At 65.0% G+C, this 21,244-nt stretch carries 26 protein-coding genes; 25 read left to right on the top strand and 1 reads right to left on the bottom strand.

The genetic code is table 11. From position 1 onward, the window contains the following. Positions 1-66 precede the first annotated feature (66 nt). The 13 genes from DESFRDRAFT_RS01335 to DESFRDRAFT_RS01275 all read left to right on the top strand — a co-directional run bounded on the left by DESFRDRAFT_RS01335 (position 67) and on the right by DESFRDRAFT_RS01275 (position 12,904). The gene (locus tag DESFRDRAFT_RS01335) at positions 67-993 is read left to right on the top strand and encodes a hypothetical protein (RefSeq protein WP_005990362.1); all 927 of its coding nucleotides are present in this window, start codon (positions 67-69) and stop codon (positions 991-993) included. 172 nt (positions 994-1,165) lie between these two features. Then, positions 1,166-2,179 (top strand): class 1 fructose-bisphosphatase, encoded by a 1,014-nt coding sequence (fbp, locus tag DESFRDRAFT_RS01330; RefSeq protein WP_005990360.1) that lies wholly within the window; start codon positions 1,166-1,168, stop codon positions 2,177-2,179. 6 nt (positions 2,180-2,185) lie between these two features. After that, complete coding sequence (gene tsaD / locus DESFRDRAFT_RS01325) at positions 2,186-3,304, top strand: tRNA (adenosine(37)-N6)-threonylcarbamoyltransferase complex transferase subunit TsaD (protein ID WP_005990358.1); 1,119 nt, start codon at positions 2,186-2,188, stop codon at positions 3,302-3,304. Between the two features lie 118 nt (positions 3,305-3,422). Beyond that, entirely contained in the window at positions 3,423-3,743 is a 321-nt protein-coding gene (trxA, locus tag DESFRDRAFT_RS01320) for a thioredoxin (protein ID WP_005990356.1), read from the top strand. Between the two features lie 3 nt (positions 3,744-3,746). Then, positions 3,747-4,676: a thioredoxin-disulfide reductase gene (trxB, locus tag DESFRDRAFT_RS01315; protein WP_005990354.1), complete on the top strand. Its 930-nt coding sequence runs from the start codon at positions 3,747-3,749 to the stop codon at positions 4,674-4,676. Positions 4,677-4,864: 188 nt separating this feature from the next. Next, a complete protein-coding gene (locus DESFRDRAFT_RS01310) occupies positions 4,865-5,602 on the top strand; it encodes an outer membrane protein assembly factor BamD (protein WP_005990352.1) in 738 nt (245 codons plus the stop codon). A 76-nt stretch (positions 5,603-5,678) separates the two neighbouring features. Next, positions 5,679-6,590 (top strand): hypothetical protein, encoded by a 912-nt coding sequence (locus tag DESFRDRAFT_RS01305; protein WP_005990350.1) that lies wholly within the window; start codon positions 5,679-5,681, stop codon positions 6,588-6,590. Positions 6,591-6,629: 39 nt separating this feature from the next. Further along, a complete protein-coding gene (gene fusA / locus DESFRDRAFT_RS01300; RefSeq protein WP_005990348.1) occupies positions 6,630-8,681 on the top strand; it encodes an elongation factor G in 2,052 nt (683 codons plus the stop codon). Between the two features lie 66 nt (positions 8,682-8,747). Then, the gene (locus tag DESFRDRAFT_RS01295) at positions 8,748-9,761 is read left to right on the top strand and encodes an acyltransferase family protein (protein WP_233489532.1); all 1,014 of its coding nucleotides are present in this window, start codon (positions 8,748-8,750) and stop codon (positions 9,759-9,761) included. 2 nt (positions 9,762-9,763) lie between these two features. Further along, on the top strand, positions 9,764-10,366 hold the full coding sequence (gene rsmD, locus DESFRDRAFT_RS01290; RefSeq protein ID WP_043793574.1) for a 16S rRNA (guanine(966)-N(2))-methyltransferase RsmD: 603 nt from the start codon (positions 9,764-9,766) through the stop codon (positions 10,364-10,366). Further along, positions 10,312-10,827, top strand: a complete 516-nt coding sequence (gene coaD / locus DESFRDRAFT_RS01285; RefSeq protein WP_005990342.1) for a pantetheine-phosphate adenylyltransferase — start codon at positions 10,312-10,314, stop codon at positions 10,825-10,827. The genes rsmD and coaD overlap by 55 nt, the downstream gene beginning before the upstream one ends. A 2-nt stretch (positions 10,828-10,829) precedes the next feature. Beyond that, on the top strand, positions 10,830-11,756 hold the full coding sequence (gene miaA, locus DESFRDRAFT_RS01280) for a tRNA (adenosine(37)-N6)-dimethylallyltransferase MiaA (RefSeq protein WP_005990340.1): 927 nt from the start codon (positions 10,830-10,832) through the stop codon (positions 11,754-11,756). After that, positions 11,753-12,904, top strand: coding sequence for an N-acetylmuramoyl-L-alanine amidase (locus DESFRDRAFT_RS01275; RefSeq protein WP_005990338.1), 1,152 nt, complete (start codon positions 11,753-11,755; stop codon positions 12,902-12,904). Before miaA ends, DESFRDRAFT_RS01275 begins: the two co-directional genes overlap by 4 nt. A gap of 52 nt (positions 12,905-12,956) precedes the next feature. Here the strand turns inward: DESFRDRAFT_RS01275 and DESFRDRAFT_RS01270 are convergent, their stop codons facing one another. Beyond that, entirely contained in the window at positions 12,957-13,145 is a 189-nt protein-coding gene (locus tag DESFRDRAFT_RS01270; protein WP_005990336.1) for a twin-arginine translocase TatA/TatE family subunit, read from the bottom strand. Between the two features lie 87 nt (positions 13,146-13,232). On the opposite strand from DESFRDRAFT_RS01270, the gene DESFRDRAFT_RS01265 reads away from it, so the two are divergent. From DESFRDRAFT_RS01265 to DESFRDRAFT_RS01210, 12 genes are all read left to right on the top strand, one after another. Next, positions 13,233-13,607 (top strand): hypothetical protein, encoded by a 375-nt coding sequence (locus DESFRDRAFT_RS01265; RefSeq protein ID WP_005990334.1) that lies wholly within the window; start codon positions 13,233-13,235, stop codon positions 13,605-13,607. Between the two features lie 22 nt (positions 13,608-13,629). Next, positions 13,630-14,436 carry a hypothetical protein gene (locus tag DESFRDRAFT_RS01260; RefSeq protein ID WP_005990332.1) on the top strand — a complete coding sequence of 269 codons (807 nt, stop codon included), beginning with the start codon at positions 13,630-13,632 and terminating at the stop codon, positions 14,434-14,436. Positions 14,437-14,446: 10 nt separating this feature from the next. Beyond that, the gene (locus DESFRDRAFT_RS01255; RefSeq protein ID WP_005990330.1) at positions 14,447-15,124 is read left to right on the top strand and encodes an HAD family hydrolase; all 678 of its coding nucleotides are present in this window, start codon (positions 14,447-14,449) and stop codon (positions 15,122-15,124) included. A 154-nt stretch (positions 15,125-15,278) separates the two neighbouring features. After that, entirely contained in the window at positions 15,279-15,590 is a 312-nt protein-coding gene (locus DESFRDRAFT_RS01250) for a YggT family protein (protein WP_005990328.1), read from the top strand. A 242-nt stretch (positions 15,591-15,832) separates the two neighbouring features. After that, positions 15,833-16,174: a DUF167 domain-containing protein gene (locus tag DESFRDRAFT_RS01245; protein WP_005990326.1), complete on the top strand. Its 342-nt coding sequence runs from the start codon at positions 15,833-15,835 to the stop codon at positions 16,172-16,174. Between the two features lie 24 nt (positions 16,175-16,198). Then, the gene (locus DESFRDRAFT_RS01240) at positions 16,199-16,432 is read left to right on the top strand and encodes a DUF465 domain-containing protein (RefSeq protein WP_005990324.1); all 234 of its coding nucleotides are present in this window, start codon (positions 16,199-16,201) and stop codon (positions 16,430-16,432) included. A 2-nt stretch (positions 16,433-16,434) separates the two neighbouring features. Then, entirely contained in the window at positions 16,435-18,123 is a 1,689-nt protein-coding gene (ilvB, locus tag DESFRDRAFT_RS01235) for a biosynthetic-type acetolactate synthase large subunit (RefSeq protein ID WP_005990323.1), read from the top strand. A gap of 9 nt (positions 18,124-18,132) precedes the next feature. Further along, the gene (gene ilvN, locus DESFRDRAFT_RS01230) at positions 18,133-18,615 is read left to right on the top strand and encodes an acetolactate synthase small subunit (protein ID WP_005990321.1); all 483 of its coding nucleotides are present in this window, start codon (positions 18,133-18,135) and stop codon (positions 18,613-18,615) included. 13 nt (positions 18,616-18,628) lie between these two features. After that, entirely contained in the window at positions 18,629-19,618 is a 990-nt protein-coding gene (gene ilvC / locus DESFRDRAFT_RS01225) for a ketol-acid reductoisomerase (protein WP_005990319.1), read from the top strand. 62 nt (positions 19,619-19,680) lie between these two features. Then, positions 19,681-20,217 carry an SEL1-like repeat protein gene (locus DESFRDRAFT_RS01220; RefSeq protein ID WP_005990317.1) on the top strand — a complete coding sequence of 179 codons (537 nt, stop codon included), beginning with the start codon at positions 19,681-19,683 and terminating at the stop codon, positions 20,215-20,217. A gap of 78 nt (positions 20,218-20,295) precedes the next feature. Next, the gene (locus DESFRDRAFT_RS01215) at positions 20,296-20,838 is read left to right on the top strand and encodes a hypothetical protein (protein ID WP_233489531.1); all 543 of its coding nucleotides are present in this window, start codon (positions 20,296-20,298) and stop codon (positions 20,836-20,838) included. A 95-nt stretch (positions 20,839-20,933) separates the two neighbouring features. Further along, on the top strand, positions 20,934-21,221 hold the full coding sequence (locus DESFRDRAFT_RS01210) for a hypothetical protein (RefSeq protein WP_005990313.1): 288 nt from the start codon (positions 20,934-20,936) through the stop codon (positions 21,219-21,221). The last annotated feature ends 23 nt before the right edge of the window (positions 21,222-21,244 follow it).

Below are 21,244 nucleotides of genomic sequence, written 5' to 3'. Positions count from 1 at the left end.
CCCGGCTGGCCGCTTTGGCGGCCGCCCATCTCGTAGCATAATCTGGAACTTCAAGAGGAAACGGCCTTGAAACGCACTGTGAGCGCGGCCCTTGCGGCCATGTGTTGCCTTCTTTTTCTCGGCGGTTGCGGCACGATCAAGACCTCGTGGCGCGACACCAAGAAACTGTACCGCGAGTATATCAACACTGATCCCACCATCGACTTTTCCGCCCAGGGCATCACCGATAAGGGGCTGCAACGCTTGGCCGCCCTGATGATGCCCGTGGACGAGCGCCTCATGGCCATGCTGCGCGGCCTGGGCAGCCAGGATACGCCCCCGGAAAACGAATGGTGCCAGCAGTTTCTGACCAACCATGCCTGGCTCTCCGCCGTGTCCGTGCTCGACGCCTCCGGTGCGGTGCTGTTCCAGGCTCCGGCCGTGTCCATGCGACCGCTCGATTTCGCCGGGCTTGTGGACTTCGGCGACCGTTACAAGGTCCGCAAGATGGGGGCCCAGGTCAAAACCGACGAATTCGGCACCGTGGTCATGGTGGCCGCGCCGTATTTCAAGAACAACGAGTGGGCCGGCCTTGTGGTCGCGAGCTTCGATCCGCGCAATCTGGCCAAATTTTCGCCGGAGCCCGATGCCCTGTCCATCTTGTCCACCGAAGGCGTGGTCTGGGCCGGCGGCGGGCAGGGCGAGGCCCTGGCCGGGCTCAAATGGGACGAACTCCTCAAGGACTCCGTCAACGGCGAAATCACTTCCGGCGGCGGGGAGTACCTCTGGCAGGCGCGCTATGTCGGCCAGCTCGAGTTCATTTATGTCACCGACGCCCGGGATGCCCGGGCCACGAAACCGGAACCGGCCCCAAACGCCGCGTCGTCCGATGAAAAAGCCGCGCCCAAGGCCGATGCGCCGGAAGCCGCGACACCGGACGCGGCCACGCCGCAAACGCCCGCGCCCGAAGCTTCGCACGGGGTGCCGATGAACGGCTCCCCGGCCAATCCCTGACGCCGCGGCGATACGCCTTTATGGCCGGCGGCCCGGGCCGCCGGCTTTTTTATTTGCGACAACCCCCGGAAAATCTTGTGGGAACCGCCGGGCCATTGTAAAAAGGCCGACACCGCACGCACCGTCGGCGTTTCATACCCAGCGGCAACCATGACGGCGGGAGGAACAACACATGCCCCAAGTTACCGTGACCGAACATTTGCTGTTGCACCAGAAGGAATCCCCCATGGCCTCCGGCCGGTTCACCCGGCTTTTAAACGAGCTCATCCTGGCGGCCAAAATCATCTCCCGGGAAGTCCGCAAAGCCGGCCTGGTCGACGTTTTGGGATTTACGGGCGAGATCAACGTCCAGGGCGAGCAGGTCCAAAAGCTCGACGAATACGCCAACAAGGTGCTCATCCACCGCATGGAGCGATCCGGGGTGCTTTGCGCCATCGCCTCCGAGGAAAACGCCGACCTGGTCCGCATCCCGGACCAGTTCCCCAAAGGCGATTACTTCCTCATTTTCGACCCGCTTGACGGCTCGTCCAACATCGACGCCAACGTCAACGTGGGCACCATCTTTTCCATCTACCGCACCAAGGGCGAATGCGGCGGCGACAAGCTGTGCGACCTGCTCCAGCGCGGTTCCGAACAGGTGGCCGCCGGTTACTTCCTCTACGGCACCTCCACCATGATGGTGTACACCACCGGGCGGGGCGTCAACGGCTTCACCCTGGACCCGAGCGTGGGCGAATTCCTGCTCTCCCATCCCGACATCAAGATTCCCGAAACCGGACGGGTCTATTCGGTCAACGAAGCCTACTGGAATTTCTGGGACGAACCGACCAAGGAGATCGTCCGGTACTTCAAGGGTTCGGACAACCTGCGCGGCCAGCCCTACGCCGGACGCTACATCGGGTCGCTTGTGGCCGACTTCCACCGCAATCTGCTTTACGGCGGCGTTTTCCTCTATCCGGCCGACCACCGCGATCCCAAAAAGCCCAAGGGCAAGCTGCGGCTTTTGTGCGAGGCCTCGCCGCTGTCCTTCGTGTGCGAGCAGGCCGGCGGCATGGGCAGCGACGGCGCGCGCGACATCCTGTCCATCGAACCCGAGGAACTGCACCAGCGGGTGCCGCTTTTTATCGGCAGCAAAAACGACGTGGCCAAGGTGGTGGAAATCTACGCCAAGGCGCGCCAGTCCTAAGACGCCATGCTTTGTCTCGGCATCGAGACCTCCTGCGACGAGACGGCCGTGGCCCTGTGCGACGACGGCCGTCCCGTGGCGGAAAAGCTCGCTTCCCAGATTGATGTCCACGCGCTTTTCGGCGGCGTGGTGCCGGAGCTGGCCTCGCGGGAGCATCTGCGCCGCATGGGGCCGCTTTTGCGCGCCCTTTTCACCGAAACGGGTCTTGGCCTCGCCGATGTCGACGCCTTGGCCGTGGCCCGGGGGCCGGGGCTTCTCGGCAGCCTGCTCATCGGTCTGGCCACGGCCAAGGCCCTCGCCCTGGGGGCCGGCAAGCCTCTTATCGGCGTGGACCACCTCCACGCCCACCTCATGGCCGCGGCCATCGGCCGGGATGTGCCGTATCCGGCCCTGGGACTGCTGGTTTCCGGTGGACACACGCAGATCATGCTGTTGCGATCGGCCCTCGACATCGCGGTGCTCGGTCGCACCCTCGACGACGCCGCCGGCGAGGCCTTCGACAAGGCGGCCAAGTCGCTGAACCTGCCGTATCCCGGCGGCGTCTACATCGACGCGCTCGGCCGGGATATCGAAGCCGAGCGCGGCCTTTTCCCAAGACCATTTCTCGACAACCGGAACCTCGATTTCAGCTTCAGCGGCCTTAAAACCGCCGTGGCCACGTACGTTGCCGCCCATTCCGAGTTGCGCCTGGACGTCATGCCGTCCCCGGGCGGGCCTATCGACCCGCTCGACTGGCCCATGGCCATGCGCAAGGTCTGCGCCGCGCTCAATTTCGCCATCGCGGACACCCTTCGCGTCAAGATGGAGCGGGCGCTCGACGCCCGTGACACAGGGCCTGTGCGCGCGCTTTTGGCCGCCGGCGGCGTGGCCGCCAACAGCCGCATCCGGGAGATGCTCACGGACCTGACGGCCAGGCGCGGCCTGCCTCTTTTTTTGCCGCAACCCAAACTGTGCGCCGACAACGCCACCATGATCGCGGCCACGGGCTGCCTGCTCGGGCGGGCCGGCCTGACCCACGGCCTCGACCTCGATGCCGTGCCGCGGGGGCGGAAGGTGCCCTGGGATTACCGAACCGGGCCTTCCCTCGGGCGGCCATCTGTTGACAGGCGGCCCGAGCCGCAATAGGTTTGCAAAGTTGCAGACTGCGTAACGGTCAGGCGGCGGACCACGCTCCGCCGCATTCCAATTCGGAGATAACCCGGCCGCCTGGCGGCCGGCCAAGCCACAAAAGGAGTATGCAACCATGGCCATTCAACTCAGCGACGCGAATTTCGAGGCCGAAGCCCTGCAGTGCGATCTGCCGGTCCTGGTGGATTTCTGGGCTCCGTGGTGCGGGCCTTGCCGGGCCATGGGTCCCGTCATCGACGAGCTGGCCAACGAGTACACCGGCCAGGTCAAAGTGGCCAAGATGAACGTGGACGAAAACCCGAGCACTCCCAGCAAGTACGGCATCCGCGCCATCCCCACCCTGATCCTTTTCAAGGGCGGCGAGGTGGTCGAGCAGATCACCGGCGCCGTGTCCAAAAGCAGCATCAAGGAAATGCTCACCCAAAAGGCTTTGTAGTTCATGAAACGTTATGACGCCGTGGTGATCGGGGGCGGCCCGGCCGGGATTACGGCCGCCCTGTATCTGGCCCGCTCCGATGTGTCCGTGGCCATGGTGGAGAAGCTGTCCCCGGGCGGTCAGATGCTCATGACGCATCTGATCGAGAACTATCCCGGATTTCCGGACGGCATCGAGGGCTGGAAGCTGGCCGATCTCATGGCCGCCCACCTCGGCCATTACGCCGTGGACCGCGTCGGGGACGAGGTCCGGGCCATCGAAACCGTCGACGGCGTCCACCGCATCACGGTCGGCGACGAGACCATCGAGGCCACGGCCGTGGTCCTTTGCACCGGCGCCCGCTACAAGCGGGTGGGCATCCCCGGGGAAAAGGAATTCGCGGGCAAGGGCGTATCCTACTGCGCCCTTTGCGACGGGAACTTCTTCCGGGGACAGACCGTGGCCGTCATCGGCGGCGGCAACTCGGCCCTTGAGGAATCCCTCTATCTGTCCCGGCTGGTCAAAAAGCTCTACCTCATCCACCGTCGCGACGATTTCCGGGGGCAGAAATGCTACCAGGATCGCTGCTCGGTGAGCCCGGTCATCGAAATCCTGCGCTCGACCATCGTGTGTTCCATCACGGGCGGGGAGAGCGTGACGGGCATTGAGGTGCGCAACGTCAAAAGCGGCGACTGCCACGTCATCCCCGTCGACGGCGTGTTCGTCTTCGTCGGCTTCGAGCCTCAGGGCGACTTCTATCCCGAAGGGTTGGCCCGCGACGACCATGGGTTCATTACGACCGACGCGGAAATGCGCACCAATATCGGGGGCATTTTCGCCGCCGGCGATATCCGCTCCAAATCCTGCAGGCAGGTGGCTACGGCCGTCGGCGACGGCGCCAGCGCCGCCCATGCCGCCTACGCCTACATCAGTTCGCGCTTCTCGCAAGGCTGACAGCCGGACCCGGACGGACGTTGCTCCGAAGGAGGCGGCCGGACGGGTTCGGTTTTTTCCATTGTGCGCCCTTGGTCCATCTGGTAAGAGGACGCGCATCAAAACGCCGGACGCGATGCCGCCATGTGGGGGCGTTGCGCCCGGCGCAATGCGCCCGGACCCCTCCGGGCCGTATTTGGGAATGTACCATGAACGCGATGATGCGCCGTTTTCTGCCGTTGGCCTGCCTGCTGCTGCTTCTTGGCGGTTGTGCCGGGCTCATGGATTACTACTTCCTCCCGCCGCCGGAGGACACCGCCCAGGAACTCTACGAGGCCGGGCGACAGGCCATGTCGGAAAAGGACTACTACGGGGCTGCCAAGTTTTTCATCAAGCTCAAGGACCGTTACCCCTTCAGCCCCTATACTCCCATGGGCACCATCGCCCTGGCCGATGCCTATTTCCTGACCGAGGATTATGGGCCGGCCGCCGAAACTTACAAAGAGTTCGAATCCGTCCATCCGCGTAGCGAAGAGATTCCCTACGTTCTCTATCAAATCGGCGTTTCCAACTTCAAGCGTTCCGAATCCATCGACATGCCGCAGGGAAACCTCCAGGAGGCGTTGCAATACTTCTATCTTTTGCAACAGACTTTCCCGGACACCGAATACGGCAAGGAAGCGGCGGAGTACATCCGTCGCTGCCGCAAGCGCTTGGCCGAGCATGAGCTCTTCGTGGCCGATTTCTACTGGCGTACCGACCAGTACGGCGCGGCCTGGAAGCGCTACATGTACACGGTGGAGAACTTCAAGGACCTCGAGGAGGTCGTGGCCTACTCCAAGCTGCGGGCCGAACTTTCCTACCTCGAATACCAGAAGACCTTGAGCGAAGCCGAGCGCCGCAAGATCGAAGGCAGCTGGCACAACTGGCTCAAACGCTGGTTGTAATGCGAAGGAAGAGGCGGGCGGTGCCGTTCTTGGTTCCGCCCGCTTGTTCCCCTCTCGCTCACATTTCCGAGAATCCATGATGCCGGAACAGGATACCGAGCAGTGTGACGCGCCGGCCGCTTTCTGGCCGCCGTCCATGGAACGCGGCCGCGTGGCCGACGCCGCCTTCGCCCGGGCCTATGCCGCGGTGACGGACCGGCAGCGTTCGCTCTTGAAAACCGGCATCGCCGCCATCTATGCCGCCTGCGGCGGCCCCATGCCTCCGTATCGCCGTGAGCGCCTCGTTCTGGGCCACGATCTGGTCCTGGACCGCCTGGATACGCCCCTCGATTTCGCCGTGGTCCTGTGCGGTGCGGGCTTTGCCTCCCCGGCGCGCCTTGCCGCCGCCGTCATCCCGGCCCTTTGCGCCCGGGTGCCGGAGGTCGCGGCCGTGCGTGTCGGCGGCGGGAGCTGGCCTCAGCCGCTTTTGACCACGCTCGAACTTTGCGGCGTGGAGACCGCCTGCCGCATCGGCGTGCGCGCCCTGGCCGGTCTGTGGCGGGAACTTGCCCGGCAGCGGGGCAGGGGGGCCGTGGTTCTCCTGGACGGCGTCGCCCCTCCGGCCAAGCCGGACGATACGGGGACGTTGCAAAGCCTCACGGCCAAAACCTCGGGCCGCTGCGGCATCCTGTGCGGCCCGGATGACGGGCTGGATCGCGAAGCCTTGCGCTTTGCCCAGCCGGACATGGCGTTTTCCGTCCATAGCCATGACGAACATTGGGGCGCACCCTTTGCCGTTGCCCCGGGCGGGCTGGCTGAAGCGACCGAATGCGGGTATGATGCCCTGTACGTCGCGCCGGGAGACGTGAGGCGGGCCCTTGGCGCAGCGCCTCTGGTCCTCGCCCCCGGCCGGGAAACCTTCTGGTTGTGGCCGCGACTTTCGCCCGATGCCTTCCGCCGTGTTGCTACTGCCGCCGCTGTCAAGGACAGCTCCCAAGGCGTTTTTTAACGCCAGCGGCCAACACGCGCCAACCCCGACGGAGCCTTCATGAGCGCCAAGAAGGGAGCCGGCAAGAACAGGCTCCAAAGCCTCCGCAACATCGGCATCATTGCCCACATAGACGCCGGCAAGACCACCTTGACCGAGCGCATGCTCTTTTACACCGGCAAGATCCACCGCATGGGCGAGGTGCACGACGGCACGGCCACCATGGATTTCATGCCCGAGGAGCAGGAACGCGGCATCACCATCACCTCGGCCTGCACCACCTGCTCCTGGAAGGGGAGTTCCATCAACATCATCGACACCCCAGGGCACGTGGATTTCACCATCGAGGTCGAGCGCTCCCTGCGCGTCCTCGACGGCGCGGTGGGCGTCTTTTGCGCCGTGGCCGGGGTGGAGCCCCAATCGGAGACCGTCTGGCGGCAGTCCGTGGCCTACGGCGTGCCCAAGCTCGCCTGCGTCAACAAGCTCGACCGTCTCGGCGCGGATTTCGAGGCCGTCCTTGACGGCATGCGGGAAAAGCTCGGGGCCAATCCCGTGGCCGTGACCATTCCCGTGGGCCAGGGGGCGGAGCTGTCGGGAATTATCGACCTGATCGCCATGGAACGGCTGGACTTCGACCAGGAAAGCCGGGGCGAGGCGATCGCCCGTCGGGAACTTTCCCCGCGGGAGGCTGAGCTGGCCGCGACCTGGCGCGAGGCGCTGGTGGAAGCGGCCTGCGAGCACGACGAGGCCCTCATGGAGGCCTATCTTTCCGGGGAGACCATCGACCGGGCGGCGCTCGTCGCGGCCCTTCGCGTCGGCACGCTGTCCCACGCCCTGGTCCCGGTCTATGCCGCCTCGGCGCTCAAAAACATCGGCGTGCAGCCGCTGCTCGACGGCGTGCTGGCCTTTTTGCCGAGCCCCCTCGACCGGGGCGCGGTCACGGGCCTCGATCCCCGCACCAAAAGCGAGAAGGAATTTCCCCCTGACCCGGACGCGCCCCTTTCCGGACTCGCCTTCAAGGTCAGCATGGAAACCGGGCGCAAGCAGATTTTCGTGCGCGTCTATTCCGGCCGCCTGGAAGCCGGCAAGGACGTCTACAACGCCACCCGGGACTGCGTCGAACGGCCGGCGAGACTTTTCCGGCTCCACGCCGGACACCGGGAGAAGCTCGAAGCCGCAGGTCCGGGCGAGATCGTGGCCGTGGCCGGGCTGCGCCAGGCCATAACCGGCGATACCTTGTGCGACCGGGCCGATCCCATCGTGCTCGAGTCCATCGCCGGCTACAAGCCCGTCATCAGCCTGGCCCTCGAACCCCGCAACGCCGAGGAGTCCGACCGGCTCAAGGAAGTCCTCGACAAGCTGCTCCAGGAAGACCCGACCCTGACCCTCGTCCACGACGCGGACACCGACCAGATGATTCTTTCGGGCATGGGCGAACTGCACCTCGACGTGGTGCTCGAGCGGGTGCGCCGCGAATACGGCGTCTCCCCCCGGGCCGGCAAGCCGCAGGTCGTCTACCAGGAAACGGTCGCCGCCGAGGGCGTCGGAGAAGGGCTGTTCGATCGGGAGCTTGGCGACAAGCGCCAGCACGGCCAGGTGACCCTGGCCGTTTCGCCGCTGCCCCGGGGCACGGGCCGCGACATCGCCTTCGCCATCGACACCCAACCCTATTCCCAAGCCTGGATCACGGCCATGGAGGAGGGGCTTGCCGACGGGTTGCAAAGCGGGCCCATAAAGGGCTACCCCGTCCAGGACGTGCGGGTGCGGGTGACGGGAGTGGGCACGGTCGAGGGCGCGACCTCGGCGGTCGGCTGCCGGCTCGCGGCCAGCCAGGCACTGAAGGCCGCCCTGAGCGCCGCCAAACCGGCCCTGCTCGAACCCATTATGGACCTGGAAATAAGCGTCCCCGACGCCTTTGTCGGCGATGTGATCGGGTTGCTCGGCTCCAAGGGGGCCAAAATCGAGAACATGATCGACCGGGGCGGGCACAAGCTCGTCGCGGCGCTGGCCCCGCTTCGACAGATGTTCGGTTTTACCACGGAGTTGCGTTCGGCCACCCAGGGCCGGGCCGCCATGACCATGCGTTTTTCAAAATTCGACCTGCTGGCCTAAGCCCGCCCCCTATCCTCGATGTCAACACGCGCCCTGGTTCCCCCGGAGATCTCCCGACGTTTCGATGTGTTGCGCACACTGCTCGTCGTCTTTATCGTCGGCGTGCATGCGGAAAAAGGCATCCAGGCCTATTACGCCCAGGTGCCCGATGTGCTGCGCGCCTATCTGGTCGTTTTGCCCCACAACATATTCCGGCTCTGTGTGCCGGTTTTCTTCAGCATTTCCGGCTACCTGTTCTATCTGACCTACAAGCCGACGGTGGAGGCCTACGGCCGGATGCTAGTCAAAAAGGCCCGCACCATCCTTGTTCCATATCTGCTGTTCAACGCCATAAGCATCGCCCTGATCCTCATCTTCAACAAAATCCCCTATATCGGCGACTTCAACGACCTGCACCGGGACGGCATTCTCAAGTACCTGTTCGGCATCTACCGGTTTCCGGCCGTTTATACCTTATGGTTCCTGCGCGACCTGTATGTCTTTTTTATATTGGCTCCGGTCTTTTATGTCGTGTCCGTGGAAATTCCCCTGCTCGGGCTGGTGGTCTTTTGGACCATCTGGATGTATGTTCCCCAGCACGGTCTGCCGGTGGAACTGAGCGGCATGTTCTTTTTCTACCTGGGTTGCCTTCTTTCCCGCACCAGGGCCGACCTCGACGGGGCCAGGCGCTTTACCATACCGGTCTGCCTGCTCTACCTGATCGTGATGCTGACCGTCAGCTACGTGGAATACACGCAGGGAACGGTCGCCGCGGCCTACCAGATGCTTTATCCGCAGGAGATGATCCTCGGCACGGTGTGCCTGTGGCTTTTGACCGGCTATTCCCGATTCGGCGATTCGCCATTTCTGCTGCGCCTGTCCGGCGTCTCTTTTTTCGTGTATCTGACCCATGAGCCGGTGTTGTCCTATCTGATTTACGGCACGCGCTTCATTTTCCATCCCTCGGGCTCGGCGGCCGGCATCGGCTATGTGCTGCTACTGACGATCCTGCCCTTTGTCCTGTGCGTGGGGTTGGGAAACCTGCTTATGCGTTACGCCCCGGCCGTCTATGCCGTGGCCACGGGGTCGCGACAGCGATGAGCATGCGGGTCATTGCCGGCCGTTTCGGCGGGCGGCGCATCAAGGTCGTGGACGCCGTGGGGCTGCGTCCGGCCACGGGGCGGGTGCGGGAAGCGCTTTTTTCCATGCTGGCGGCCCGGGAGGCGATTTTCCCCGGGGCCAGGGTGCTGGATCTTTTCGCCGGGGCCGGAAGCGTGGGCATCGAGGCCCTCTCGCGCGGCGCGGACTTTTGCCTGTTCGTGGAGAAAAATCCGGCCGTGGCCAAAATGCTGCGCGAAAACCTGCGCGGCCTGGGACTGGCCTCCGGCGAAGCCAAAGTAGTGGAGGCGGACGTGGCCCGGGCATTGCCCCGGCTGGCCGAAACGCCTTTCGATATCGTGGCCATTGACCCGCCGTATGGCCACGACCTGCTCCCGCCGACCCTGGCCGCCCTTGTCGGAAGCGGCCTGCTCGCCCCGGACGGAGTCATCGCGGCGGAAATCGAGGCCGGCGCGCGTCTTGCTCCCGTGGACGTCCCGGAGTCGCTCGCCTGCCTGACCGACCGGACTTACGGTCAAACGAGGATCATCCTATGGACGCCAGTCAAAACTGCATCGCCGTCTATCCCGGAACCTTCGACCCCCTGACCAACGGCCACGTGTCCCTGGTGCGCCGGGCGGCCAAGGTTTTCGGCGCGATTATCGTGGCCGTGGCCGGCGATTCCCACAAGACGCCGCTTTTTTCCCTCGACGAACGCGTGGCCATTGCCGAAGCCGTGTTCGACCATGACGCCTCCGTCATGGTCGAGGGGTTTAACGGCCTGCTCGTGGACTACGTCAGGCGCCGCCGGGCCAATGTCATTCTGCGCGGCATGCGGGCCATATCCGATTTCGAATTCGAGTTCCAGATGGCGCTCATGAACCGCAAGCTCGACCGCAGCATTGAAACCGTCTTCATCATGACCGACTACAAGTGGCTCTACATCAGCTCCACCATCGTCAAGGAAGTCTGCAAGCACGGCGGCGAGATACGCGGCATGGTCCCGGAACTGGTGCGGGAACGGATGCGGGAAAAATACGGCCTGGCCGATCTCAAAAAGGAAGCGTGAACGTGACGGCGACGCGCATCGTCTGCCTGCTCGGGGCCACGGGCACGGGCAAAACCGCCGTGGCCTTGGCCCTGGCCGAAGCGTACGGCGGGGCCGTGGTCAACGTCGACTCGCGGCAGGTCTACGCGGGGTTGCCCGTGCTGACCGCCCAGCCGACAACCGCGGAGCAGGGCAGATGTCCCCACTTTCTTTATGGCGACACGCCGATCGACGTGGCCGTCAGCGCGGGCTGGTTCGCCAAACGCGCCCGGGCGGTCGTCGCGTCCATCGCCGAGCGCGATTTGCTGCCGCTGCTTGTCGGCGGCACGGGGCTCTATTTCCGGGCCATTCGCGGCGGGCTGGCCCCCATCCCGCCCGTGCCGCCGGCCATCCGCGCCGAAGTTGCCGCCCGTTACGACGCCACTGGGGGACGGGCCATGCACGAGGCCCTGGCGGCCGTGGACCCGGCCGCCGCCGCCCGCATCGCCCCGGCCGACCGCCAGCGCGTGACCCGGGCCCTGGAGGTCCATGCCGCGTCCGGCCGCGCCCTTTCCGACTGGCAGGCCGCCGGCGACCCGGACGCGCCGGATTACGACGCCCTGGTCATCGGTCTGTCCTTGTCGTTGGAGATGTTGACGCCGCGTCTGGCCAGCCGCATCGAGGTCATGGCGCGCGAGGGCGCGGTGGAGGAAGTCCAGGAAGCGCATAAACGCTATGCGCCCGACGCTCCGGGGCTTACCGGCATCGGCGGCCCGGAGATCACCGGCTACCTTTCCGGCGCCTACGGCCTGGAGGAAGCCAAGGCCAGGTGGCTGGCCAACACCCGTGCCTACGCCAAGCGCCAGATGACCTGGTTTCGCAAGGAGCCGGAGGTGCGCTGGTTCGCGCCCGGGGATGCGGCCGGGGTATGCGAAGCGGTCGGTCGATGGCTTGACGGAGGCGCGGCATGACTCGTCGCCAGGCGCTACGCCTGCTGCTCCTGTCCGGGGCCCTCGTTGCCGGACTGCCGGGCCTTTCCCTGGCCGAATCGTCCGACGAGCTGGCCCGAAGCGCCCAGTACGCGTTGGAAGCCGGCGATACGGACAAGGCTCTGTCCCTTCTCAACGACGCCCAGGCCAAGGACCCGCGAAACGACCACGTCCAGGCCCTGCTCGGACGGACCTATTTCCAGCGCGGCGACGCGCGCGCGGCATTGACCCATTTCACCCTGGCCGTGCGTCTCAATCCCGAGGATACGCTGTCGCGGATCATGGTCGAAACCATAGGCCAGTTTCCCCTGCCGCCGGAGGGCAAAAAGCCCGGGGACGCGCCGTCCCGGCACGCTCTGCCCGCAGCGGACGCGGCGGCCAGGGCGGAGCGTGAAGCGCTTATCCATCCGACGGCTGGGGACAAGCGCCACGCGCCCCTGCGCCTGCTTATCGATCCCGGGCATGGCGGGGCGGATGTCGGCGCGCCGGGCGAGGGGCTTCGCGAATCCGACGTGACGCTTGATATCGCCTTGCGCCTGGCCCGGATATTGGCCGCTTCGCCGCAGCGGGTGACGTTGTCGCTGACGCGCACGGCCGACGTGTCCCTGCCCGATTGGGCGCGGGCGGCCCTGGCCGGTTTTTACGGCGTGGACATGCTCCTCTCCCTGCATGCCGCCCGCGTGCCCCGTCCCGAGGCGGCCGGAATCGCCGTGTACGCCTATGCGCGCACGCCTTCCGATGCCCTGGCCCGGGAAACGGCCCGGATCGAGGGAGGCGGGCGCAACCTCCATCCGGTCGAGGCAAGCCGGGCCGGACAGGACATCTTTCTTTCCGCCGCGCGGCGCGCCGCCGGGACCGGACGCATCGCGGCCGGAAAAAGACTGGCCGGGGAGCTTGCCGACGCCTTGCGGCAGGGGAGAGCGCCGCTTGCCGTGGCCGGGGGCGGCTCGGGACCGTTTCCGCTTTTGGCCGCTGCCGACGCCCCGGCCGTGCTTGTGGAGCTCGGCTTTCTGTCTCATCCGCAAGACGCCGCCGCGCTGGCCGTGCCGGAGAAGCGGCAGGCCATGGCCGAAGCCCTGGCCCTGGCCGTTTTGGCCACAGCCGGCAAGGAAACGGTCGGCGCGCCATAAAAAAGCCCCGGAAGCATCACTTCCGGGGCCTTGTCGGCGATCCTGGACCAGGCTATTTTTTATCGGCGTCGTCCTTGCCTTTCGGGGTCACGTCGATTTCGTCCGGCTCGTTGGTGGCCTTCTTGAAGTTCTTGATGGCCTTGCCCATGCCGGCACCGATCTCGGGAAGCTTGTTGGCTCCGAAAATGATGAGCACGATGACCAGAATGATGATAAGCTCCGGAAATCCGATTCCAAACATGTCATGCCTCCGCGAATGGGTTGGCCGAGGCTATACACGCCGCCTGGGGGCAGGTCAAGAAAGCCCGGGACACATGGAGAAAGCGTCATGTCGGCCGTGCTGACGCCCCTGTCGGGCCTTGGCTGCCGCCATTACCTGGCCGGCCGTTGCCTGTACGAGGAGCACCTGAACCCCGGCCTCGACCAGGGATTGCGCTGCCGCGTGCTCACGCGCCTTGGCCGGACATTCGACGATTTCCTGGTTCGGGCCGAGGCCATGGGCCTGACCGAGGAGCAGGCCGGACGGGCCTGGCGGAACCGTTTTCCGGAAACCCTGGCCAGAGAGGGCTCTTGTCGGGATTACCTGCCCGGTGATACGACGTCGTTCCCGGATTGCGCCAATGCGGCCGGTGAACTGTGCCTGCTCGCCCTGCCGGCCTGCCCGGGCCGGTGTCGGCGTTTTTTCAAACGCCAAGCCCCATAATGCCGTGAATAAAGGATTGCCCATGAACGGCCTGCTTTTCTTTCCCGGACTGCATCCCGGCCTGGCCGGGGACCTCCCCGCCGGCGTACGCCTGCTCGATCCCGGCCTTGGCGAGGCGGACGAAGCCCGGCTGCGCCCGGACGCGTTGCCGCTTCGCGCCGAGGAGTTGCATGGCTGCCTGCGCGAATGCGACCGGCTGCGCCGGGAAACCAAGGACCCCAAGGATCTGGCCCTGCTTGCCGGTTACGGCGCGGGACATTTTTTCGCCGACACGTCCTTTGCCGCCCGGGAAGAGATCGAGGACCATCTTCATCCCGAGCGCGTGGCCGCCCGCCGGCTGCGCGCCGCCCAACTGAGTCTGTGCCTGGCCTACCGGATCGAGGAAAGCCTGCTCGAACTTGTCGATGCGGGCGAATGCGACGCGCGCTTCGCCGTGGCCATGGCCGAAAGCCTGGGACTGACCGAGGACGACGCCGACGAGGAGCTGATCGCCGCCCTGGCGGCGACGCACGTTCCGGCCCAGGCCGCCCTGGCCGAGGAGTTCCGGCCGCCCTGGCGACAGTTGCTGCCGCCTTTTTGGGCCATCGCGCCGGAAGGGGCCGGGCTTTTCATCGCCGATCCCGAGATCGCCGACAGCCTGCTCGATGCCGGCCTGCCGTTCGCGCCGCTTGGCGCCGATGCGCTGGCGACGCTTTTCCCCGAAGGCGCGCCCGAGACGCCGCTCCTTGCGGCCACGCTTCCGGGCTGGCGGCTTCGCGGCAACACCCGGCCCGATCCCGAGGCCCCCTGGCTGGATGCCCCCCGGACCATCGTCATCCCCAAACCGTAAGGAGCGCCCGGTGTACGTGTGCGATACCAAATCCCCCCCGGCATTTCTCGACCGGGTGCGGGGCGTCATCTTCGACTGCGACGGCGTGCTGGTCGATTCCCGCGACGCCAACCGCATGTACTACAACCTCATCCGCGAAGGCGTCGGCATGCTGTCGCTCACGCCGGAAGAGGAGGACTACGTGCACATGCATTCCGTCAAGGAGTGCTTGAACCACATCATCCCGGCCGACCGCATGGAGGAAGCCCTGGAAGTCCAGCGCAACCTCGATTACCCCGAGGAGATTTTTCCGTTCATCTACCTGGAAGACGGCTTGCTCGAGCTCCTGGAGACGTTCGCCCGGCGCAAGGTGCGCATGGCCGTGCACACCAACCGGACCAACACCGTGGAAATCCTGCTGCGCCACTTCGAAATCGACCGGTACTTCGCCCCGGTCATAAGCGCCGGCCGGCTGAAGCGGCCCAAGCCCGATCCCGAGGGCGTGTTCACGATCCTCGACGCCTGGAAGCTGCCGGCCGAATCCGTGGCCTACATCGGCGACTCGGCCCTGGACGAGCGCTCGGCCAAGGCGGCGGCCGTGCCCTTCTGGTCGTACAAAAACCCGGCCCTGGCCGCGGTCATGTACATCCCGGACTTCGACACCCTGCGCGGCTGCCTGGCCGGTGAACCGGAAGACAAGGACGCCTAGGGGAGCCGTTTTTCTCCGGGCGACAGGACCGGCGGACGGCCGCAATCCCCCGCCGGGCCTTGGCTGGCGGGAATTGACTTGATTAATGGCCGTCGCTGTGCCATTTTTGGGTTACGGCGTTTTTGTACAGACGCCGCATGCGAAAGGAAATTACATGGATATCATTGGATATTTTTTTGTAGCGGTGGCCAGGGTCCTGGACATCGTCCTCTCCCTCTACTTCTGGATTATCGTGATCGCCGCGCTCATGTCCTGGGTGCGTCCCGATCCCTACAATCCCATTGTCCGATTCCTGCGGGCCATGACCGATCCGGTATTCTACCGCATCCGGCGCTGGCTGCCTTTTCTGTCCATCGGCGGCTTCGACCTTTCGCCTATCGTGGCCATCCTGGCCGTGCAGTTCCTGCAGTGGTTCCTTGTGCCCACCCTCATGCGGCTGGGCGGCATGGGACTGGGGCGCATGTAATCACGGAACCGGAGTTCGCGCATGCGCGTGTCTTTGCCCGAAATGACGCCAACCAGACGGCCCCCCGTAAGCCGTCTGCAGTCCAGGCGCGATAGCCGTGATCATTGAGACGCGAAGCCTGACGAATCGGATGTTTTCCTGTAACCCGTCCGGAAACAGCCGGCGCACTGCGACCCGTCCGTTGGTCGTGGCCTTTTCGCGCGCTGCGGCGGCCTTGGTCCGTTCAGCGGAGGCGCGCTGACATGGCCGCGCCGGCGAAAAAAACAGCCACAGCCCCGGCGCTTCCCGTCTTCGTCGCGGCGGCCGGGGAGGGCGGCTGGACGTTGCGGGTGGCCGTCGCCCCCGGTGGCAGCCGGGACGCCTTGGCCGGACTGGCCGAGGACAGGTTGCGGGTGCGGCTGCGGGCCAAGGCCGTCGAAGGCCAGGCCAATGCCGCGCTCACCGCGTTTCTGGCAGAGTGCTTCGGGGTGCGCCCCCGACAGGTCCGTATCGTGTCCGGGGAAAAATCCCGGAAAAAGATTGTGCGTATCAACGCCGAGTCCGAACCCGACTGGTCCATCGCGGCCGGGACGGGATGTGACTAGAACCGTCAACAAGGAGTCTTTGCCATGGATCAACGCGATCTGGATCTTATTGCCAAATACGGCGAGGCGGACCCGGAACTCAAGAGCCTGTACGAGGAGCACGTCGCGTTCGAAAAGATTCTGGAGAAGATGGAAGGCAAGCCCTTTCTGAATCCCGCGGAAGAGACAGAGCTTAAGGAAATCAAGAAGAAGAAGCTGTCCGGAAAGACTCGCATCGAAACGCTCCTCAGAAAATATCGCAAGGCGGAGGACCAGTAGACATGGAACTCACCGGGGCCCAGATACTCCTCGAATCCTTGCGCCGCGAGGACGTGGAAGTCGTTTTCGGCTTCCCTGGAGGAGCGGTCATCGACATTTACGACCAGCTTCCCAACTACCCCCTGCTGCAACACGTGCTGGCGCGCCATGAGCAGGGAGCCATCCACGCCGCGGACGGTTATGCCCGGGCCACGGGCAGGGTAGGCGTATGCCTGGTGACCTCGGGCCCCGGAGCCACTAATGCCGTGACCGGCATTGCCACCGCCTACATGGACTCCGTGCCGGTGGTCATCATCACCGGCCAGGTGCCGACGCCGCTGATCGGCAACGACGCGTTCCAGGAAGTGGATATCGTCGGTATCACGCGCCCCTGCACCAAGCACAACTTTCTGGTCAAGGACGTGCGCGACCTGCCGAAGGTCATCAAGGAAGCCTTCTACCTTGCCGCGACCGGCCGGCCGGGCCCCGTGCTCATCGACCTGCCCAAGGACGTGCAGCAGGCCAAGTGCGCCTACAGCTATCCCAAGCAGATCAAGATGCGCAGCTACAACCCCACCTATACCCCCAACCCCAAGCAGGTGGCCAAGGTGGCGGATGTGGTGCGCAAGGCCAAAAAGCCCATCATCTACGCCGGCGGCGGCGTCATCGCCTCCGGGGCCTCCGAGGACCTGACCTGGCTCGCCCGCACCTTCAACATCCCGGTCACGGCCACGCTCATGGCCCTGGGCTGCTTTCCGGCCGACGATCCGCTGTGGCTCGGCATGCTCGGCATGCACGGCACCTACGCCGCCAACATGGCGATAAGCGGCGCCGACCTGATCCTGGCCGTTGGCAGCCGCTTCGACGACCGCGTCACGGGCAAGCTCAGCGAATTCGCCAAGAACGCCAAGATCGTGCACATCGACATCGACCCCACCTCGATCCAGAAAAACGTGGCCGTGCAGATCCCGGTGGTGGCCGACTGCAAGAGCTTTCTCACGGCGCTGCGCCAGTCGCTTTCGGCCGACGCCGCCCCAGCCGCGCCGAACGACACGTCCTGGCTGGCCAAACTCGCCGCCTGGAAAGAGGAAAAACCCCTGACCTACGACCAGGGCACGGACGTCATCAAGCCGCAATACGTGGTGGAGACCATTTCCCGGCTGACCAAGGGCGAGGCCATCATCACCACCGAGGTCGGCCAACACCAGATGTGGGCCGCCCAGTTCTACCAGTTCCTCCGGCCTCGGTCGTTTATCAGCTCCGGCGGGCTCGGCACCATGGGCTTCGGCTTTCCGGCCGCCATCGGGGCCCAGGCCGCCTTCCCCGACCGCCTCGTCATCGACATCGCCGGCGACGGCTCCATCCAGATGTGCATCCAGGAGCTGGCCACGGCCGTCTGCTACGGCCTGCCGGTCAAGATCGTCATTTTGAACAACGGCTACCTCGGCATGGTTCGCCAGTGGCAGGAGCTTTTCTACGCGAAAAACTACTGCTCCACCTGCCTCGACGTGGCCCCGGACTTCGTCAAGCTGGCCGAGGCCTACGGCGCGGCCGGCTACCGCGTGTCCGACCCGGGGCAAGTCGAATCCGTGCTGACCGAGGCCTTCGCCCTGCCCAAGACCGTCATCGTGGACGTCGTCATCGACCGCGAGGAGAACGTCGCGCCCATGGTCCCGGCCGGCAAGTCCATAACCGAGATGATTCTCGTCTAGGAGCCGCCCATGCGCCACATTCTTTCCATTCTGGTCGAAGACGAACCCGGGGTGCTCTCCAGGGTGGCCGGGCTTTTCAGCGGTCGCGGCTACAACATCGAAACGCTCAACGTGGCCCCGACCCTGACCGAGGGGCTTTCCATGATGACCATCACCACCGAGGGCGACGAAGCCATCGTGGAGCAGATCATCAAGCAGTTGCGCAAACTCGTCACCACGCTCAAAGTCGTGGACCTGACGGACGTCAAATCCGTGGAGCGCGAAATGATGCTGCTGCGGGTGGATGCCGAGGGATCCAAGCGGGCCGAAGTCTTGCGCATCGTGGACATCTTCCGCTGCAAGGTGGTGGACGTGAGCCTCGACGAACTCATCATCGAGGTCACGGGCACCCAGGACAAGCTCGGCGCGCTGATAAGCCTTTTGCAGCGCTTCGGCATCAAGGAAATCGCCCGCACCGGCGCCGTGGCCATGCGGCGCGGCATGCAGGAATAAAAAAGGAGCTACAATGAAGATTTATTACGACCAAGACGCCGACCTTTCCCTGCTGGCCGACAAAACCGTCGCCATCATCGGCTACGGCAGCCAGGGGCATGCCCATGCCCAGAATCTGCGCGATTCCGGCGTCAAGGTGGTCATCGGCCAGCGCCCCGGCGGCCCCAACTGGGATCTGGCCAAGGAGCACGGATTCACGCCCATGTCCGCCGCAGAGGCCGCCGCCGCCGCGGACGTCATCATGATCCTGGTCCCGGACCAGACCCAGCGTGCGCTCTACGAAAAAGACATCCTGCCGAACCTCAAGGCCGGCAAGATGCTCATGTTCGCCCACGGCTTCAACATCCACTACCAGCAGATCGTGCCCCCGGCCGATGTGGACGTGACCATGATCGCCCCCAAGGGCCCGGGCCATCTGGTGCGCCGCGTCTACACCGAGGGCGGCGGCGTGCCCTGCCTCGTGGCCGTGCACCAGAACGCCAGCGGCAAAGCCCTGGAAATGGCCCTGGCCTACGCCAAGGGCATCGGCGGCACCCGCAGCGGCGTGCTCACCACGACCTACCGCGAAGAGACCGAGACCGACCTCTTCGGCGAGCAGGCCGTGCTGTGCGGCGGCGTGGCCGAGCTCATGAAGGCAGGCTTCGACACCCTGGTGGAAGCCGGGTACGAGCCCGAAAGCGCCTACTTCGAGTGCATGCACGAGATGAAGCTCATCGTCGACCTGATCTACGAGGGCGGCCTGTCCCGCATGCGCTATTCCATCAGCGACACCGCCGAATACGGCGATTACACCCGCGGCCCGCGCATCGTCACCGACGAGACGCGCAAGGAGATGAAGCGGGTGCTCAAGGAAATCCAGGACGGCACGTTCGCCAAGGAATTCATCGTGGAGAACATGTCCGGCCGGGCCCATTTCCTGTCCATGCGCCGCCTCAACGCCGACCATCCCGTGGAGAAGGTGGGCGCCAAGCTGCGCGACATGATGGGCTGGCTCAAGAAATAGTCCTTTTGACGCGATGGCGCGGCCGTGCCTTCGGGCGCGGCCGCGTTTTAATGGAGATGTTCATGCCTGATCGCGTCCGCTCGGGAAGACGCCTCGCGGCCTGCGCCGCCGCCCTTTTTCTCGTCGTCATGTGTTGTGCCCCGGCCGTTTCGGCCCAGAAAACGGCCGATGCGCCCGAGGCCGCGGACATTGACGCCCCGGCGTCCTTTGCCGCCATGCTGGCCAAGGCCCAGGCCGGCGACCCCAGGGCCCAGTGTGAGGTGGGCGTGGCCTATTTGAACGGCGACCACGTGTCCCAGGATTTTCGCCAGGGCCTTGCCTGGCTTTCCCGGGCTTCGGACGCCGGATTCGCCTACGCCCGTTACGTCCTGGCCGATGTGTACAGCCGAGGTTACGCCGGCGTGCCGGCAAGCGACGCCAACGCCTATTATTATGCCACGTTGGCTGCCGCGTCCTCCACGCTTGGCGAAAAATACAAGGATCGGGCCATCAAGCTGCGCGATGCCAGTGCCGCACGCCTGGGCCCGGCCAAGGTGGCTGGCCTGCAGGCCAAGGCCGCTCTGGCGCCGCTGAGCGATATGGTCGACAACGCCAATTGAGAGCCGAACCGACGGCGGATGCGGCCGCCAGGTACGCCGATGCACGCCCGTTTTTCATACCGATTCGCCGGGCGCCTCATGCGCCTTCTCCCGACCGTTCTTGTGCTGGCTGGTCTGGCCTTGTCCCTGGGGCCGGAGCGGGCCCTGGCGGCCAAGGTCGACACCAGGGCCTTTAACGCCTTCTTTTCGGCCCAGAGCGCCAAAATCTACGACCATCTGCTCAAGGTCGCGGATTATTACGCATCGCTGGCCAAGGAGGGCAACACCGAGCGCATCAAGGATGTGCTGGCCCTTCGCGCCTCCTTGTCCGCCTGCTGGGAGATCTTCCTCAACGCCGGCGATATGATCTATGTCTATAACCAGCTCGACCCTGGCTGTTCCGCCGACGTGACGCGCATGGGCGGTCTGATCCGCACCGGACTCGGCGTCATCGCCGGCAAGCTGGACAAGGAGCTGGAATGGATGGGACTGACGGAAAAAAACGTGGGCGACCTGCCCGTTTCGGTGGAGCTTACCCAGGCCCGCCGGGACATCGCGGCGGCCGCGACCTATTTCCGTCAGGCGGCGACGCTTTTTCCGGAAGCGGGCGCCAGCCAGACACGCCAGCCCGTTTCCCCGTAACCGGGCGCCGCCCCTTGAAGACCGGTTACGCGGGGAGCATACGTTCGTTCGCACCGCAACCATCAGCACGCGCCCGGACGGCGCGGGGAGGTCCCATGCGCGCCATGTGCCTGTTGCTTGCCTGCCTTGCCCTGTCGGCCCTTTTCTGCTCCGGCTGCGCCCGGCACACCTATCTCGTCGAACTCAACGACAACAAAACCTTCTACGCCGATCCGCCGCTTGTGCTCGACACCCAAAAACGCCTGTACCGCATGTGGATCGCGGGCAAGCAGTACCGCATCCCCATGGACGACGTACGTTATATCGACGACGCGGCCCAAGTGTGCTACCAAAACGGATTTGACGACACCTACACCTGCTTCGATGCACTCTATCAATATTAGAAAAAGAGCGAAAAGCATGCGAG

This window comes from Solidesulfovibrio fructosivorans JJ] (genome assembly GCF_000179555.1).
GTDB classification, from domain to species: Bacteria; Desulfobacterota; Desulfovibrionia; order Desulfovibrionales; family Desulfovibrionaceae; genus Solidesulfovibrio; species Solidesulfovibrio fructosivorans.
The sequence above is the reverse complement of the archived record's forward strand: the minus strand, read 5'-3'. Positions and strand labels throughout refer to the sequence as shown.

What these genes read in the sequence shown, in the direction of transcription:
- fbp (WP_005990360.1), top strand. Translation starts at nt 1,166, where the DNA reads ATGCCCCAAGTTACCGTGACCGAACATTTGCTGTTGCACCAGAAGGAA.
- tsaD (WP_005990358.1), top strand. Translation starts at nt 2,186, where the DNA reads ATGCTTTGTCTCGGCATCGAGACCTCCTGCGACGAGACGGCCGTGGCC.
- trxA (WP_005990356.1), top strand. Translation starts at nt 3,423, where the DNA reads ATGGCCATTCAACTCAGCGACGCGAATTTCGAGGCCGAAGCCCTGCAG.
- trxB (WP_005990354.1), top strand. Translation starts at nt 3,747, where the DNA reads ATGAAACGTTATGACGCCGTGGTGATCGGGGGCGGCCCGGCCGGGATT.
- DESFRDRAFT_RS01310 (WP_005990352.1), top strand. Translation starts at nt 4,865, where the DNA reads ATGAACGCGATGATGCGCCGTTTTCTGCCGTTGGCCTGCCTGCTGCTG.
- DESFRDRAFT_RS01305 (WP_005990350.1), top strand. Translation starts at nt 5,679, where the DNA reads ATGATGCCGGAACAGGATACCGAGCAGTGTGACGCGCCGGCCGCTTTC.
- fusA (WP_005990348.1), top strand. Translation starts at nt 6,630, where the DNA reads ATGAGCGCCAAGAAGGGAGCCGGCAAGAACAGGCTCCAAAGCCTCCGC.
- rsmD (WP_043793574.1), top strand. Translation starts at nt 9,764, where the DNA reads ATGCGGGTCATTGCCGGCCGTTTCGGCGGGCGGCGCATCAAGGTCGTG.
- coaD (WP_005990342.1), top strand. Translation starts at nt 10,312, where the DNA reads ATGGACGCCAGTCAAAACTGCATCGCCGTCTATCCCGGAACCTTCGAC.
- DESFRDRAFT_RS01275 (WP_005990338.1), top strand. Translation starts at nt 11,753, where the DNA reads ATGACTCGTCGCCAGGCGCTACGCCTGCTGCTCCTGTCCGGGGCCCTC.
- DESFRDRAFT_RS01270 (WP_005990336.1), bottom strand. Translation starts at nt 13,145, where the DNA reads ATGTTTGGAATCGGATTTCCGGAGCTTATCATCATTCTGGTCATCGTG.
- DESFRDRAFT_RS01265 (WP_005990334.1), top strand. Translation starts at nt 13,233, where the DNA reads ATGTCGGCCGTGCTGACGCCCCTGTCGGGCCTTGGCTGCCGCCATTAC.
- DESFRDRAFT_RS01260 (WP_005990332.1), top strand. Translation starts at nt 13,630, where the DNA reads ATGAACGGCCTGCTTTTCTTTCCCGGACTGCATCCCGGCCTGGCCGGG.
- DESFRDRAFT_RS01250 (WP_005990328.1), top strand. Translation starts at nt 15,279, where the DNA reads ATGGATATCATTGGATATTTTTTTGTAGCGGTGGCCAGGGTCCTGGAC.
- DESFRDRAFT_RS01245 (WP_005990326.1), top strand. Translation starts at nt 15,833, where the DNA reads ATGGCCGCGCCGGCGAAAAAAACAGCCACAGCCCCGGCGCTTCCCGTC.
- DESFRDRAFT_RS01240 (WP_005990324.1), top strand. Translation starts at nt 16,199, where the DNA reads ATGGATCAACGCGATCTGGATCTTATTGCCAAATACGGCGAGGCGGAC.
- ilvB (WP_005990323.1), top strand. Translation starts at nt 16,435, where the DNA reads ATGGAACTCACCGGGGCCCAGATACTCCTCGAATCCTTGCGCCGCGAG.
- ilvN (WP_005990321.1), top strand. Translation starts at nt 18,133, where the DNA reads ATGCGCCACATTCTTTCCATTCTGGTCGAAGACGAACCCGGGGTGCTC.
- ilvC (WP_005990319.1), top strand. Translation starts at nt 18,629, where the DNA reads ATGAAGATTTATTACGACCAAGACGCCGACCTTTCCCTGCTGGCCGAC.
- DESFRDRAFT_RS01220 (WP_005990317.1), top strand. Translation starts at nt 19,681, where the DNA reads ATGCCTGATCGCGTCCGCTCGGGAAGACGCCTCGCGGCCTGCGCCGCC.
- DESFRDRAFT_RS01215 (WP_233489531.1), top strand. Translation starts at nt 20,296, where the DNA reads ATGCGCCTTCTCCCGACCGTTCTTGTGCTGGCTGGTCTGGCCTTGTCC.
- DESFRDRAFT_RS01210 (WP_005990313.1), top strand. Translation starts at nt 20,934, where the DNA reads ATGCGCGCCATGTGCCTGTTGCTTGCCTGCCTTGCCCTGTCGGCCCTT.